This is a genomic window from Azohydromonas lata, assembly GCF_034427735.1.
Taxonomy (GTDB): Bacteria; Pseudomonadota; Gammaproteobacteria; order Burkholderiales; family Burkholderiaceae_C; genus Azohydromonas; species Azohydromonas lata.
The window spans coordinates 79,610-94,383 of sequence record NZ_JAXOJX010000002.1 but is presented as its reverse complement, the minus strand read 5'-3'; the positions used below and the strand labels follow the sequence as shown (position 1 = coordinate 94,383).

The following is a 14,774-nucleotide window of genomic DNA, read 5'->3' as shown; positions in this document are numbered from 1 at the left end:
GACACGGTCTGCGGCGCGGCGTCCCCTTTGGCGAACGTGTGCGCTCGTTGACCCTCCTAAGAAACTCTAGCATCATGAACCATGTAACCCGGTTACATCCCAGGCTCGCTCCTCTCGGAAGGTTTTTTCACGATGTCTTTTGATCTGGTGTTCTTTGGCGGTACTGGCGACCTCACCTGGCGCAAGCTGATGCCCGCGCTGTTCCAGGCGTTTCGCCACGGCAAGCTGCCCGCGGGCGGCCGCATCCTGGCCGTGGCGCGCGAGGAGCGCAGCGACGACAACTACCGCGACTTCATCCGCCAGCGCTTCGACGAGGTCGAGCCCGCCAAGCGGCCCAGCGACGAGGAGTTCGCCCGCTTCGCCCAACTGCTGCACTACCGGCAGATGGACTTGTCCAAGCCGGACCACTACGCGCGGCTGAAGCGCTGGCTGGACGAGCCCAAGGCCGAGGAAGGCCGCGCCACCCCGGCCGACACCGCGGTGCTGTACCTGGCCACCAGCCCGCACCTCTTCCCCGTGATCTGCGAGCAGCTCGGCGCCGTGGGCCTGAACCACGACCGCGTGCGCGTGGTGCTGGAAAAGCCGCTGGGCCACGACCTGCAAAGCGCGCGCGAGATCAACGCCGTGGTGCGCTCGGTGTTCAAGGAGGCGCAGGCCTTCCGCATCGACCACTACCTGGGCAAGCCCGCGGTGCAGAACCTGGCGGCGTTGCGCTTTGGCAACGCGCTCTTCGAGCCGCTGTGGCGTCGCGAAAGCATCGCCAACATCCAGATCACCATCGCCGAGTCCTTGGGCGTGGGCACGCGCGGCGACTTCTACGACCGCACCGGCGCGCTGCGCGACATGGTCCAGAACCATGCGCTGCAGTTGCTGACCATGATCGCCATGGAGCCGCCGCCCACCGCCGACGCCTACGCCATTCGCGACGAGAAGCTCAAGGTGCTGAAGTCGCTGAAGCATTTCACCCCCGAGTCGGTGCAGCGCGACGTGGTGCGCGGCCAGTACCGCGCCGGCAGCGTCGGCGGGCAGTCGGTGCCCGGCTACCTGGACGAGGCCAAGGTGCCCGCGGGCAGCCGCTGCGAGACCTTCGTGGCCCTGCGCACCGAGGTGCAGAACTGGCGCTGGGCCGGCGTGCCCTTCTACCTGCGCACCGGCAAGCGGCTGGCCTCGCGCGAGGCGCACATCGTGGTGAACTTCCGCCCCGTGCCGCACCCCATCTTTGCCGGCATGAGCAACGCCAACAAGCTGGTGATCAAGCTGCAGCCGGAGGACGGGCTGGAGCTGCACCTGATGGCGGCCAAGGGCAGCGTGGGCAGCGGCAGCGAGGCGCTCTCCCCCGTGTCGCTGGACCTGGACTTCGACAAGGCATTCCCCAGTGAGCGCGTGGGCGCCTACGAACGCTTGCTGCTGGACGCCATCGCCGGGCGGCTGAATCTGTTCGTCCGCAGCGACGAGCAGGAGCAGGCCTGGGCCTGGGTGGAGCCCATACTTCAGGCCTGGAAACAGGACACCCAAGGCCCACGCCCCTACGTGGCGGGCAGCTGGGGTCCGCCGGCGGCCAGCGCCCTGGTGGCGCGCGACGGTTTCATGTGGGACGAAGAGCAGTAAACACAAGGCGGAGCGCCCACGCCGCCCTCTAGAGGGACATCCATGAGTAACGAAAGCCCGCTGCTGGAGCGCATTCGCGCAGCGCTGCCGGCGCTGTCGCCGGCGGAGCAGCGCGTGGGCGAGCTGCTGCTGGCCGATGCGCGCGCCTTTGCCGACCTGCCCGTGGCGCTGCTGGCCGAGCGTGCCAACGTCAGCAAGCCCACGGTGGTGCGCTTTTGCCGCAGCGTGGGCTACGGCGGCCTGGCGGACTTCAAGCGCCGCCTGGCCGGCGCGGCCAACGAGGGCGTGCCCTACGTGCACCGCGCGGTGGCCCCGGAGGACAGGCCCGCCGAGCTCATCGTCAAGGTGGTGGACAACGCCATTGGCGCGCTGCTGGCCTACCGCAACCAGGCCGCGCCGCAGGCTTTTGAGCGCGCCATGGACGCGCTGGAAGCCGCGCACCGCGCGCACCGCCGCGTGGAGTTCTACGGCGTGGGCACCTCCGGCATCGTCGCGCAGGATGCACAGCAGAAGTTCTTCCGCTTGGGCGTGACGGCCGCGGCGGTGAGCGACGGCCACGTGCAGGTGATGAGCGCCACCATGCTGCAGCCCGGCGACTGCGCGGTGATCATCAGCAACTCCGGCCGCAGCCGCGACCTGCTGGACGTGGCCGACATCGCGCGCCGGCGCGGCGCCACGCTCATCCTCCTCACGGCCAGCGCCACGCCGCTGGCCCAATCGGGCAGCGGCAACGGCGCGCACCAGATCCTGCTGGCCGTGGACCACCCCGAGGACGCCGACCGCTACAGCCCCATGGTGTCGCGCCTGCTGCACCTGCTGGCCATCGACGTGCTGGCCACCGGGCTGGCGCTGCGCCTGGGCATAGAGACGCTGCAGCCCATGCTCCAGGAGATCAAGAAGAACCTGCGCGCGCGGCGCTACGTCAACACGCCCTGAGCACGAGCGTCCGCAAAGAACAGGCGCCGGCTCTTTCGCCTCACGCAGCGGCCTTTGCGCCAGGCAACAGGGTGAAACGGTCGGCAACGAATCGCGGCGGGCTCTCAACTGCCTCCGCCAAGCGACGATGAACAGGGAGACCGGGCCCTGATTTGCCCACCTCCTCCAGGCCCCGGCGACGTGCGTCTGCTTGGCCTCCTTGTGCGGCGCAGGCGCGTGTGAAGAACGCAGGCACAGCGGCGATGGGGCCGGGAGGGCCCCCTCGCCGGGATGAAGCAGATGAACAGGCGCCAACTCGTCCAATCCCTGGCTCTCGCGGGGCTGCTGCCCTCGCTGCCCTTGCCGGGGCGGACCGCCGGTACGGTACGCACGCTCTACCCGGGCATGTCGCTGAGCGCCCTGCTGGCGCAGTGCGTGGACGACGACGTCATCGAAGTCAAGCCCGGCCTCTATTCCGCGCAGGTGGGCGCCATCACGCAAAGGCGGCTGACCATTCGCGGCATCGGCTCGCCGCGCCCGGTGTTCCGGGCCGATGGGGTCTCGGCGCTGGGCAAGGGCATCCTGGTGGTGCGCAACGCCGAGAACGTGCTGATCGAGAACCTGGAGTTCCGCGGTGCGCGCGTGGCCGACCTCAACGGCGCCGGCATACGCCACGAGCTGGGCAACCTCACGGTGAGGAACTGCGCCTTCTTCGACAACGAGATGGGCATCCTCACCAACAACGACGCCAACTGCACGCTGGACGTGAGCAACAGCGAGTTCGGCTTCGCGGCCAACAGCCCGGCCGCGACCTCGCCCTACCCGCCACACCTGATCTACGTCGGCCGCATCAAGCAGTTCAGCCTGACGGGCTGCTACTTCCACGACGGCCGGGTGGGCCACCTGGTCAAGTCGCGGGCGCAGACCAGCCTGATCTCCTACAACCTGCTGGTGGACGGCCCAAAGGGCACGTCCTCCTATGAGCTGGACTTGCCCGAGGGTGGGCTGGTCTGGGTGATTGGCAACGTCATCAGCCAAGGTGCGCTGTCGCCGAACTCCAACATCGTGAGCTACGGCGAGGAGACGTCCACCCTCACCCAGCACGGCCTCTACATGGCCAACAACACCATCATCAACAACCGCAGCGCCGGCACCTTCGTGCGCGTGAGCCCGGCGCGGCTGTCTGCCGGTCTGAGCATGCGCTTCACCAACAACCTGCTGGTGGGCGCGGGCAGCGTGGCCACGGGCACGACGCCGTGGACCACGGACAACCGCCTGACCACGCTGGGCTCGCTGGTGGCGCCGGCTTCGCTGAACTTCAAGCTGCTCTCCACCTCGCCGCTGCGCGGCACCGGCGTGGTGCCGGGCTGGGCCGGCGGCCGTTTGCTCAACCCCATGGCGCAGTTCAAGTTGCCCCTGGGCACCACGCCCATCACGGCACCGGCCGCATGGTCGCCCGGCGCGTTCCAGTAAACGCACGGGGGCGCGGCGGGCGGGCTGCCCGCAGGGCTTCGACCAAAGAAAAACCCGCCGTTCCGCTCACGCGGAACCGGCGGGTTGCTTGTTTCAGGCGCGGGCCGCTGCGCCGTTGACCGTCAATCTCAGGCGGCGGCCTGCTCTTCCAGCCCCGGCAGCGCGCCGTCCACGCCGTAGAGCTGGGCCAGCTCGGCCAGCAGCTTGGGCGCACCCTTGATGCACAGGTCGCCGCCGGCAGCCTGCACGTTGCGGCGCAGTTGCAGCAGCACGGCCAGCGCAGCGGAGTCGTAGTCGCGCAGCGCGGTGGCGTCCACTTCCACCTGCGCCCCACCGCTGCCGGCCAGCGCCGGCTCCAGCCCCCGCAACGCCTGGGTTGCCGTGGCCATCGTCAAGGTATCGGGCAAAGCCAGCAGCGCCACGGTCATCAGCCCTTGCCGCCGGTCTTGTTGCGCTCGGCCAGCTTGGCGATCAGGCCATCGATGCCGCCGGAGGCAATCTCCTGCGCGAAGCTGTTCTTGTACTGATCCACCAGCCACACGCCCAGGACGTTAACGTCATAGATGCGCCAGTCGTCGCCGGCCTTCTCCAGGCGGTAGTCCAACTGCACCGGGTCGCTGCTGCCGCGCACTTCGGTGCGGACCACGGTTTCCGCATCGGTCGCATTGCCGCGCCAGGGCTTGAGCTGGATGGTGGTGGAGCTCTTCACCTGCGTGAGCGCGCCGGCGTAGGTGCGCACCAGCAGGGTCTTGAACTCGTCCTGCAGGCGCTTTTGCTGCTCCGGCGTGGCGGTGCGCCAGGCGCGGCCCACGGTGGCGGCGGTCATGCGCTGGAAGTTCACGTGCGGCAGCACCTTGGCATCGACCAGATCGCGGATGCGCGCCACGTCGCCGCCCTGGATGGCCTTGTCGGACTTGATGGCGTTGAGCACGTCGTCCGAGAGCTGGCGGACGAAGGCGTCAGGCGCCACGCCCTGCGCATGCAGCGAGCCTGCCAGCAGGAAGCTGCCCAGGAAAGCGAAGAGGGTCAGAAACTTTCTGATCACGGAGAGGTTTCCTTCAGAGGTTGCGGGGCACCGAAGCCGGCGTCCCGGTCACTTCAACGCGCGAGAGCGCCGAACGGTTCACTCGCTGCCTTCACTGCGCCGACGCGGGTGCCGGAGCAGGCGTCGCGGGCGGCGGCGCGGCAGGGTTCAACGTGGCAGGAGCAGGCTGCGTGCCGGCGTCGCCGGTGCCGGTGTCGTCGTCCTGCTCATCCGGCTGCTCCGGCGGGTTGCCGTCGTAGACCTGGCTGCGCCGGCGCGCGAGGTAGCCGTCGCGGATGAACTGGTACTTGTCCAGCGCGATCTGGTCCACCACGTCGGTGGCGCCCAACAGCTCGGAGCGGCGGTTGATCACCTGCAGCGAGGTGGCCATCACGCGGTCGGAGGTGGAGCTGAACAGCACGCTGCTGGGCGTGGTCTGCAGGTCCAGCGTCAGGCCGGCCGTGTCGCGCAGCGAAGACGGGCCCAGCAACGGCAACACGATGTAGGGGCCACTGCCCAGGCCCCAGCGGCCCAGGGTCTGGCCGAAGTCCTCGCTCTGGCGCTCCAGGCCCATGGGCGTGGCCCAATCCACCAGCCCGGCCAGGCCGAAGGTGGAGTTGACCAGCACGCGGAAGGTCATGGAGATGCCCGCCTCGCCCTTGCCCTGCAGGAACTGGTTGATCGCCGACCAGGCGTCGGAGAAATTGCCCATGAAGTTGCTCACGCCGGTGCGCACCGGCGAGGGCACGACGTCGCGGTAGGCCGTGGCCACGGGCTTGAGCACCGTGCGGTCCAGCCCTTCGTTGAAGTTGAAGATGGAGCGGTTGAACCCCTCTAGCGGGTCGACGGGCGAGGACGCGGCCTGCTGCGCCTGGGCCTGCGCGGCGCCGCCGGCACACAGCAGCGCGGCGGCCAGCAGCAGGGTCATGTTCTTCTTCACGGCTGCACTCCTCTTTTGGGCCGGCTGCAAGGAATCAGGGCTTGGCTGGGGCTGCGGGAGCCGGCGCACCGCCGCCATTGCCGTTGCCGGTGCCACCACCGGCGTCGGCCGCCTTGCTGAACAGGAACTGGCCGATCAGGTTTTCCAGCACCACGGCCGACTGCGTCTGCGTGATGACGGTCCCCGGCTCAAGCATCTTGTCGTCCGCGCCGGGCTCGATGCCAATGTACTGGTCTCCCAGGAGGCCGGAGGTCAGGATCTTGGCCGAGGAGTCGCGCGGAAACTCCACGCCCTGGGACACCTGGAAGGTGACCTCCCCCATGTAGGTCTTGGGATCGAGCTTGATGGACTCGACGCGGCCCACGGTCACGCCCGCGCTGCGCACGGCCGCGCGCGCCTTGAGGCCGCCGATGTTGTCAAAGCGCGCCTTGAGCTGGTAGGTCTGCCCGCCGTTGCCGATGTTCGTGAGGTTGGCCGCCTTGAGCGCCAGGAACAGCAGCGCCGCCAGACCCAGCAGCACGAAGCCGCCCACCATGATTTCGATACTTTTCTTAGCCATGAATTACCAATGTCGAATGCGGAGCCGTCGAGGACGATGCGCGGACGTCAGCGCGTGGAAAACATCAGCGCCGTGAGCACGAAGTCCATCGCCAGGACTCCCAGCGAGGAGATGACCACCGTGCGCGTCGTGGCGTAGGCCACGCCCTCCGGCGTGGCCTCGGTCTCGTAGCCCTGATAGAGCGCGACGAAGGTGCAGATCACGCCGAACACCGCGCTCTTGACCAGGCCGTTGCCCACGTCGCGCCACACGTCAACGCGGTCCTGCATGATCGACCAGAAGTTGCCCGCGTCTATGCCAATGAGCAACACGGCCACGACGTAGGCGCCCATGATGCCGATGGCCGAGAACATCGCCGCCAGCAGCGGCATGGCCACCACGCCGCTGATGAAGCGCGGTGCCAGCACGCGGGCGCGCGGATCGACGGCCATCATCTCCATCGCGGAGAGCTGCTCGCCGGCCTTCATCAGGCCGATCTCGGCGGTCAGCGACGTGCCCGCGCGGCCTGCGAACAGCAGTGCCGCCACCACGGGCCCCAACTCGCGCACGAGCGAGAGGTTGACGATGAGGCCCAGCGACTCCGTGGCACCGTAAGTCACCAGCGCGTAGTACATCTGCAGCGCCAGCACGAAGCCCACCGAGAGGCCCGACGCCAGGATGATGAGCAGCGACAGATTGCCGATGGCGTGCAGTTGCGCAGTCACCAATGAGAAGCGCGCCAGCGCCGCCGGCGTGGCGCGCAGCAGGTCCAGGAAAAAGAAGGCTGCATGGCCCAGCGAGCGCAGCATCAAAAGGGTGCCCGCGCCCAGGCGCGCCAGCGCATCCAGCGGTGTCTTCATGCCTTGGTCCCCGTGCGGCCCACGCCGAAGTCTTGCGCCAGCGGCGGCGCGGGGAAGTGGAATTTCACGGGGCCGTCCGGCTCGCCGCGGACGAACTGGCGCACCTCGGGGTCGGTGGAGGCCATGAGCTCAGCGGGCGTGCCCTGCGCCACTATGCGGCCGCCCGGCGCGGCCATCAGGATCACGTGGTCGCTGATGGCCATGCACTCCGGGATGTCGTGCGACACCACCAGCGAGGTGGCGCCCGTCGCATCGTTGAGCTTGCGGATGAGGTTGGCCGCCACGCCCATGGAGATGAGGTCCAGCCCCGCGAAGGGCTCGTCGTACATGATCAGCTCGGGGTCCAGCGCGATGGCCCGCGCCAGCGCGATGCGCCGCGCCATGCCGCCGGACACTTCGGAGATGCGCAGCCTCGCCGCCCCGCGCAGCCCAACGGCATTGAGCTTCATCAGCACGATGTCGCGTATCAGCGCATCGGGCAAATCCGTGTGCTCGCGCAACGGAAAGGCGACGTTGTCGTACACGTCCAGGTCGGTGAACAGCGCACCGAACTGGAACAGCATGCCCATGCGCCGGCGCAGCTTGAGCAGTTGGTTGCGGTCACGCGCGTTGATGACTTCGCCGTCAAAGCGAACCTTGCCGGAAGACGCCGCGTTGATGCCCCCGATAAGCCGCAGCAGCGTGGTCTTGCCGCAGCCGGAGCCTCCAAGAATGGCCGTGACCTTGCCGCGGGGGAAGCGCAGCGTCACGTCGTTGAGGATCAGCCGACGGGCGTCATAGCCGAAGCTGACATGGTCGATCTCGATCAGGGATTCCGGCATCGGGCAGGCAATGAACAGCGGGCCACGGCCCGTGCAATCGAAAAGAAGAAAGGCCCGCCGGTACCTTTTTGTTACCAACGGGCCTCGATTGTCTCACGCATGCCGGCAAGGCGCCGGCAGCGTTGGTGCGACGCAGCAAGCCCTGGGCCTGCCCGCGCCTTGCAACATGGCGGCAACACGGCCGTGTACACGAACACACGGCCTGCCGCGGGGCACTTTCAGCGCGGCAGGTCGCTGGCGCCCATCAGGAACTCGTCGATCGCGCGGGCGGCCTGGCGGCCTTCGCGGATGGCCCACACCACCAGGCTCTGGCCGCGGCGCACGTCGCCGGCGGCGAAGACCTTGGCCACGTTTGTGGCGTAGCCGCCGGTGAAGTCGGTCGTGGCCTTGGCGTTGCCGCGCGCATCACGCTCGACGCCGAAGCCTTCCAGCAGCGTGTTCACCGGGTTGGTGAAGCCCATGGCCAGCAGCACCATGTCGGCCTTGAGCACCTGCTCGGAGCCCGGCACCTCGACCATCTTGCCGCCTTCCCATTGCACGCGCACCGTCTTGACGCCGGTGACCTTGCCCTTCTCGCCGACGAATTCCTTGGTGGCGATGGCGAACTCGCGCTGGCAGCCTTCCTCGTGGCTGGAGGAGGTGCGCAGCTTGTACGGCCAGTAGGGCCAGGTCAGGTCCTTGTTCTCCTGCTCCGGAGGCATGGGCAGCAGCTCAAACTGCGTCACGTTCACGGCGCCGTGGCGGTTGCTGGTGCCCACGCAGTCGCTGCCGGTGTCGCCGCCGCCGATGACGATGACGTGCTTGCCGTCGGCACGCAGTTGGCCCTTGACCTTGTCGCCGGCGTTGACCTTGTTCTGCTGCGGCAGGAACTCCATGGCGAAGTGCACGCCGTCCAGGTCGCGGCCCGGCACGGGCAGGTCGCGCGAGACCTCGGAGCCGGCGGCCAGCAGCACGGCGTCGAACTCGGCCTGCAGCTGTTCCGGCGTCACGCGCTCCTTGGCCCAATTGGTGACCTTGGAGCCCTTGGGCAGCTCGCCGACGATGACGCCGCAACGGAACACCACGCCTTCGGCCTTGAGCTGCTCGGTGCGGCGGTCGATGTGCGACTTCTCCATCTTGAAGTCGGGGATGCCGTAGCGCAGCAGGCCGCCCACGCGGTCGTTCTTCTCGAACACCACCACGTCATGGCCGGCGCGCGCGAGCTGCTGCGCCGCGGCCAGGCCGGCCGGGCCGGAGCCGATGACGGCGACCTTCTTGCCCGTCTTGAGCTTGGGCAGCTGCGGCTTGACCCAGCCCTCGGCCCACGCGCGGTCGATGATGGCGTGCTCGATGGACTTGATGCCCACCGGGTCGTCGTTCACGTTGAGCGTGCACGAGGCCTCGCAGGGCGCCGGGCAGATGCGGCCGGTGAACTCGGGGAAGTTGTTGGTCGTGTGCAGGACCGTGATCGCGTTCTTCCAGTCGTTGCGGTAAACGAGATCGTTGAAGTCCGGGATGATGTTGTTGACCGGGCAGCCGTTGTTGCAGAACGGCGTGCCGCAGTCCATGCAGCGGGCGCCCTGCACCTGCGCCTGCTCGGCGGTGAGACCGATCACGAACTCCTTGTAGTTCTTGACCCGCGTCTCGACGACCTCGTAGCCCTCCTCGATGCGCTCGTATTCGAGGAAGCCGGTGACCTTACCCATGATGTTTCTCTACCTTCGCTGATCGTTGGCTGCCGCCGCCCACCGCGGCGCTCCCCACAGGGGGCGCTCGGGTGGCGGCGGCCTTGCCGGCGCGGCGGCGGATGCCGCGGCCGGCCTCCCCTTTACTTCGCCGGGACGCTGCCCGCGGCCTTGCTCTCCACCGCCTTGGCCTTGGCGATGGTGGCGCCGGCCTCGCGACGCGCCGCCATCTCGCCCAGGGCGCGCTTGTACTCGTTCGGGAACACCTTGACGAACTTGGCGCGCGAGGCGGCCCAGTTGTCCAGGATCTCGCGAGCACGCAGCGAGCCGGTCCACTTGTGGTGGTCTTCCACGAGCTTGCGCAGCAGGGCTTCGTCAGGCTGGCCCTTGTGGAAGGTCACCTCGTCCTGCGCGGCGCGCTGCTCCTCGGCGGGCAGCACCTTCTCCAGCGCGACCATGGCGGTGTTGCAGCGCTTGGCGAACTGGCCGTCCTCGTCATAGACGTAGGCCACGCCGCCGCTCATGCCGGCAGCGAAGTTGCGGCCGGTCTTGCCCAGCACGACCGCGGTGCCGCCGGTCATGTACTCGCAGCCGTGGTCGCCCGTGCCTTCCACCACCGCGGTGGCGCCGGACAGGCGCACCGCGAAGCGCTCGCCCGCGACGCCGCGGAAGAAGGCCTCGCCGGCCGTGGCGCCGTACAGCACCGTGTTGCCCACGATGATGTTCTGCGTCGCGTCGCCGCGGAACTCGATGCTCGGACGCACCACGATACGGCCGCCCGACATGCCCTTGCCGGTGTAGTCGTTGGCTTCACCGATCAGGTAGAAGGTGATGCCCTGGGCCAGGAAGGCGCCGAAGCTCTGGCCGCCCGTGCCTTCCATCTGCACGAAGATGGTCTGGTCCGGCAGGCCCTCGGGGCGGTGGCGGATCAGCTCGCCCGACAGCATGGCGCCCACGGAGCGGTTGACGTTGCGCGCCTGCTCCATGAACTGCACCTTCTCGCCGCGCTCGATGGCCGCCTTGGCCTTCTCGATGAGGCGCTGGTCCAGGGCCTTTTCCAGGCCGTGGTCCTGCGTCTCGACGTGCAGGCGGGGCACCTCGGCCGGCACGGCCGGCTGGTGGAAGATGCGGCCGAAGTCCAGGCCGCGCGCCTTCCAGTGCTCGATGCCCTTCTTCATGTCCAGCAGGTCGGCGCGGCCGATGAGCTCGTCGAACTTGCGGATGCCCAGCTGCGCCATGATCTGGCGAGCCTCTTCAGCCACGAAGAAGAAGTAATTCACCACGTGCTCGGGCTTGCCCGAGAACTTGGCGCGCAGCACCGGGTCCTGCGTGGCCACGCCCACCGGGCAGGTGTTGAGGTGGCACTTGCGCATCATGATGCAGCCCTCGACCACCAGCGGCGCGGTGGCGAAGCCGAACTCGTCGGCGCCCAGCAGCGCGCCGATGACCACGTCGCGGCCCGTCTTCATCTGGCCGTCGGCCTGCACGCGCACGCGGCTGCGCAGGCGGTTGAGCACCAGCGTCTGCTGCGTCTCGGCCAGGCCCAGCTCCCAAGGCGTGCCGGCGTGCTTGATGGACGACCAGGGCGAGGCGCCCGTGCCGCCGTCATGGCCGGCGATCACCAGGTGGTCGGCCTTGCACTTGGCCACGCCCGCGGCGATGGTGCCCACGCCCACTTCCGACACCAGCTTGACCGACACGTCGGCGCGCGGGTTGGCGTTCTTGAGGTCGTGGATGAGCTGCGCCAGATCCTCGATCGAGTAGATGTCGTGGTGCGGCGGCGGGGAGATCAGGCCCACGCCCGGCACGGAGTAGCGCAGGAAGCCGATGTACTCGGACACCTTGCCGCCGGGGAGCTGGCCGCCCTCGCCGGGCTTGGCGCCCTGGGCCATCTTGATCTGGATCTGGTCGGCGCTCACCAGGTACTCGGTGGTCACACCGAAGCGGCCGGAAGCGACCTGCTTGATCTTGGAGCGCAGGCTGTCGCCGGCCTTCATGGCGTAGTCGGTGACGACCACGTCCGTGCCCACCACGTCCGACACCTTGGTGCCGTCGGCAATGGGAATGCCCTTGAGCTCGTTGCGGTAGCGCGCCGGGTCCTCGCCGCCTTCGCCGGTGTTGCTCTTGCCGCCGATGCGGTTCATGGCGATGGCCAGCGTCGAGTGGGCCTCGGTGCTGATGGAGCCCAGCGACATGGCGCCGGTGGCGAAGCGCTTGACGATGTCGGCTGCGGACTCAACCTCTTCCAGCGGAATGGCCTTGCTGGGATCGAACTTGAACTCGAACAGGCCGCGCAGCGTCAGGTGGCGCCTGGACTGGTCGTTGATGAGCTGCGCGTACTCCTTGTACGTCTCGTACTTGCCCGCACGGGTGGCGTGCTGCAGCTTGGCGATGGCGTCGGGCGTCCACATGTGCTCCTCGCCACGCACGCGCCAAGCGTACTCGCCGCCGGCGTCCAGCATGGAGGCCAGCAGCGGGTCGTCGCCGAAGGCCGCGCGGTGCATGCGGATGGCTTCCTCGGCGATCTCGAACACGCCGATGCCGCCCACCTGCGTGGCGGTGCCGCGGAAGTACTTGTCCACCACGGCCTTGTCCAGGCCGATGGCCTCGAAGATCTGGGCGCCGCAGTACGACATGTACGTGCTGATGCCCATCTTGGACATGATCTTGGAGAGACCCTTGCCGATGGCCTTGATGTAGTTGTAGATGGCCTTCTCGGCGCTCAGGTTGCCCGGCAGCGACTGGTGCATCTCCACCAGCGTCTCCAGCGCCAGGTAGGGGTGCACGGCCTCGGCGCCGAAACCGGCGAGCACGGCGAAGTTGTGCACTTCGCGGGCCGAGCCCGTTTCCACCACCAGGCCGGCGGTGGTGCGCAGGCCCTCGCGCACCAGGTGCTGGTGGATGGCCGACAGCGCCAGCACGGCGGGGATGGCCACCTGCGTGCGGTCCATCTTGCGGTCCGTGATCACCAGGATGTTGTGGCCGCCCTTGATGGCGTCCACGGCCTCGGCGCACAGCGACGCGAGCTTGGCTTCCACGCCCTCGTGGCCCCAGGCCAGCGGGTAGACGATGTTCAGCTCATAGGTCTTGAACTTGCCGTGCGTGCTCTTCTCGATGGAGCGCAGGCGGGCCATGTCGTCGAAGTCCAGCACGGGCTGGGATACTTCGAGGCGCATCGGCGGGTTGACCGCGTTGATGTCCAGCAGGTTCGGCTTGGGGCCGATGAAGCTGTTCAGGGACATCACGATGGCTTCGCGGATCGGGTCGATCGGCGGGTTCGTGACCTGGGCGAACAGCTGCTTGAAGTAGTTGTAGAGCGGCTTGTTCTTGTCGGAGAGCACGGCCAGCGGGCTGTCGTTGCCCATGGAACCGGTGCCCTCTTCACCGGCGGTGGCCATGGGCGCCAGCAGGAACTTCATGTCTTCCTGCGTGTAGCCGAAGGCCTGCTGGCGGTCCAGCAGCGTTTCGCTGAACTGCGGCAGCTCGCCCTTGGCGTCCACCGAGTCGAGCTTGATGCGCACGTTCTCGATCCACTGGCGATAGGGGCGCGCGCTGGCGAACTGGTTCTTCAGCTCTTCGTCATTGACGATGCGGCCCTGCTCGAAGTCGATCAGGAACATCTTGCCCGGCTGCAGGCGCCACTTCTTGATGATGCGGTTCTCGGGGATGGGCAGCACGCCCGTCTCGGAGGCCATGATCACCAGGTCGTCGTCGGTGACGATGTAGCGCGCCGGACGCAGGCCGTTGCGGTCCAGCGTCGCGCCGATCTGCTTGCCGTCGGTGAACACCATGGAGGCCGGGCCGTCCCAGGGCTCCATCATGGCGGCGTTGTATTCGTAGAAGGCGCGGCGGCGCTCGTCCATCAGCGTGTGCTGCTCCCAGGCCTCCGGGATCATCATCATCGCCGCGTGGGCCAGCGGGTAGCCGGCCATGGTCAGCAGCTCCAGCGCGTTGTCGAAGGTCGCCGTGTCGGACTGGCCTTCGAAGCTGATCGGGTAGAGCTTGGGCAGGTCCTCGCCCAGCACGGGCGACTTCATCACGCCTTCGCGGGCGCGCATCCAGTTGAAGTTGCCCTTGACGGTGTTGATCTCGCCGTTGTGGGCCACCATCCGGTACGGGTGGGCCAGCGGCCACTCGGGGAAGGTGTTGGTGGAGAAGCGCTGGTGCACCAGGGCCAGGGCCGAGACGGTGCGCTCGTCCTGCAGGTCCAGGTAGTACTGGCCGACCTGGTCGGCCAGCAGCAGGCCCTTGTAGATGATCGTGCGGCAGCTCATGCTGGGCACGTAGTACTCGTGGCTGTGCGTCAGGCGCAGCTTCTGGATGGCCGCCGACGCCGTCTTGCGGATCACGTACAGCTTGCGCTCCAGCGCATCGGGAACGATCAGGTCCGGGCCGCGGCCGATGAAGACCTGGCGGATCACGGGCTCCTTGGCACGCACCGTGGGGCTCATGGGCATCTCACGGTCCACCGGCACGTCGCGCCAGCCCAGCAGCACCTGGCCCTCGGCACGGATGGCGCGCTCCATCTCCTGCTCGCAAGCCAGGCGGGAAGCGTGCTCCTTGGGCAGGAAGATCATGCCCACGCCGTACTCGCCCGGCGGGGGCAGCTCGACGCCCTGCTGGGCCATCTCGGCACGGTAGAGCTCGTCGGGGATCTGGATCAGGATGCCCGCGCCGTCACCCATGAGCTTGTCGGCACCGACCGCGCCGCGGTGGTCCAGGTTCTCCAGGATCTTCAGACCCTGGCCGACGATGCTGTGCGCCTTCTGTCCCTTGATGTGGGCCACGAAGCCGACGCCGCACGCGTCCTTTTCACCGGTGGCCTGGTACAGGCCGCCTTCAGCCAGCGCCGCGATCTCGGCAGCCGTTGCAGTGTTGTTAGTGGGACCGGCAGCCGTGCTCATGGCGCTCTCCATCAGGAAATCAGGGAA

General features: G+C 68.0%; 11 protein-coding genes. 3 read left to right on the top strand and 8 right to left on the bottom strand.

Annotated elements, in window-relative coordinates:
* Nucleotides 1-132: 132 nt before the first annotated feature.
* The 3 genes from zwf (at nt 133) to SM757_RS02475 (ending at nt 3,996) form a co-directional block, all read left to right on the top strand.
* On the top strand, nt 133-1,608 hold the full coding sequence (gene zwf / locus SM757_RS02485) for a glucose-6-phosphate dehydrogenase (RefSeq protein WP_322464258.1): 1,476 nt from the start codon (nt 133-135) through the stop codon (nt 1,606-1,608).
* Between the two features lie 60 nt (nt 1,609-1,668).
* Complete coding sequence (locus tag SM757_RS02480; protein ID WP_066332250.1) at nt 1,669-2,544, top strand: SIS domain-containing protein; 876 nt, start codon at nt 1,669-1,671, stop codon at nt 2,542-2,544.
* 279 nt (nt 2,545-2,823) lie between these two features.
* The gene (locus tag SM757_RS02475; protein ID WP_066332086.1) at nt 2,824-3,996 is read left to right on the top strand and encodes a right-handed parallel beta-helix repeat-containing protein; all 1,173 of its coding nucleotides are present in this window, start codon (nt 2,824-2,826) and stop codon (nt 3,994-3,996) included.
* A 128-nt stretch (nt 3,997-4,124) separates the two neighbouring features.
* Here SM757_RS02475 and SM757_RS02470 read toward each other — a convergent pair whose 3' ends face one another.
* The 8 genes from SM757_RS02470 to SM757_RS02435 all read right to left on the bottom strand — a co-directional run bounded on the left by SM757_RS02470 (nt 4,125) and on the right by SM757_RS02435 (nt 14,747).
* Nucleotides 4,125-4,424, bottom strand: a complete 300-nt coding sequence (locus SM757_RS02470; protein WP_066332088.1) for an STAS domain-containing protein — start codon at nt 4,422-4,424, stop codon at nt 4,125-4,127.
* Nucleotides 4,424-5,038, bottom strand: coding sequence for an MlaC/ttg2D family ABC transporter substrate-binding protein (locus tag SM757_RS02465; RefSeq protein ID WP_373862975.1), 615 nt, complete (start codon nt 5,036-5,038; stop codon nt 4,424-4,426). Before SM757_RS02465 ends, SM757_RS02470 begins: the two co-directional genes overlap by 1 nt.
* 94 nt (nt 5,039-5,132) lie before the next feature.
* Nucleotides 5,133-5,960: an MlaA family lipoprotein gene (locus tag SM757_RS02460; protein WP_322464257.1), complete on the bottom strand. Its 828-nt coding sequence runs from the start codon at nt 5,958-5,960 to the stop codon at nt 5,133-5,135.
* 34 nt (nt 5,961-5,994) lie between these two features.
* Nucleotides 5,995-6,519 (bottom strand): outer membrane lipid asymmetry maintenance protein MlaD, encoded by a 525-nt coding sequence (gene mlaD, locus SM757_RS02455; RefSeq protein WP_066332093.1) that lies wholly within the window; start codon nt 6,517-6,519, stop codon nt 5,995-5,997.
* A 47-nt stretch (nt 6,520-6,566) separates the two neighbouring features.
* Nucleotides 6,567-7,358 (bottom strand): lipid asymmetry maintenance ABC transporter permease subunit MlaE, encoded by a 792-nt coding sequence (gene mlaE, locus SM757_RS02450; protein ID WP_084267177.1) that lies wholly within the window; start codon nt 7,356-7,358, stop codon nt 6,567-6,569.
* Nucleotides 7,355-8,179: an ABC transporter ATP-binding protein gene (locus SM757_RS02445; protein WP_322464256.1), complete on the bottom strand. Its 825-nt coding sequence runs from the start codon at nt 8,177-8,179 to the stop codon at nt 7,355-7,357. The genes mlaE and SM757_RS02445 overlap by 4 nt, the downstream gene beginning before the upstream one ends.
* A 218-nt stretch (nt 8,180-8,397) precedes the next feature.
* Entirely contained in the window at nt 8,398-9,864 is a 1,467-nt protein-coding gene (locus SM757_RS02440; RefSeq protein WP_322464255.1) for a glutamate synthase subunit beta, read from the bottom strand.
* Nucleotides 9,865-9,986: 122 nt separating this feature from the next.
* Nucleotides 9,987-14,747, bottom strand: coding sequence for a glutamate synthase-related protein (locus SM757_RS02435; RefSeq protein ID WP_322464254.1), 4,761 nt, complete (start codon nt 14,745-14,747; stop codon nt 9,987-9,989).
* Nucleotides 14,748-14,774 lie beyond the last annotated feature (27 nt).

Coding starts and splice junctions, on each gene's coding strand:
- zwf (WP_322464258.1), top strand. CDS start 133: ATGTCTTTTGATCTGGTGTTCTTTGGCGGTACTGGCGACCTCACCTGG.
- SM757_RS02475 (WP_066332086.1), top strand. CDS start 2,824: ATGAACAGGCGCCAACTCGTCCAATCCCTGGCTCTCGCGGGGCTGCTG.
- SM757_RS02470 (WP_066332088.1), bottom strand. CDS start 4,424: ATGACCGTGGCGCTGCTGGCTTTGCCCGATACCTTGACGATGGCCACG.
- mlaD (WP_066332093.1), bottom strand. CDS start 6,519: ATGGCTAAGAAAAGTATCGAAATCATGGTGGGCGGCTTCGTGCTGCTG.
- mlaE (WP_084267177.1), bottom strand. CDS start 7,358: ATGAAGACACCGCTGGATGCGCTGGCGCGCCTGGGCGCGGGCACCCTT.
- SM757_RS02445 (WP_322464256.1), bottom strand. CDS start 8,179: ATGCCGGAATCCCTGATCGAGATCGACCATGTCAGCTTCGGCTATGAC.
- SM757_RS02440 (WP_322464255.1), bottom strand. CDS start 9,864: ATGGGTAAGGTCACCGGCTTCCTCGAATACGAGCGCATCGAGGAGGGC.
- SM757_RS02435 (WP_322464254.1), bottom strand. CDS start 14,747: ATGAGCACGGCTGCCGGTCCCACTAACAACACTGCAACGGCTGCCGAG.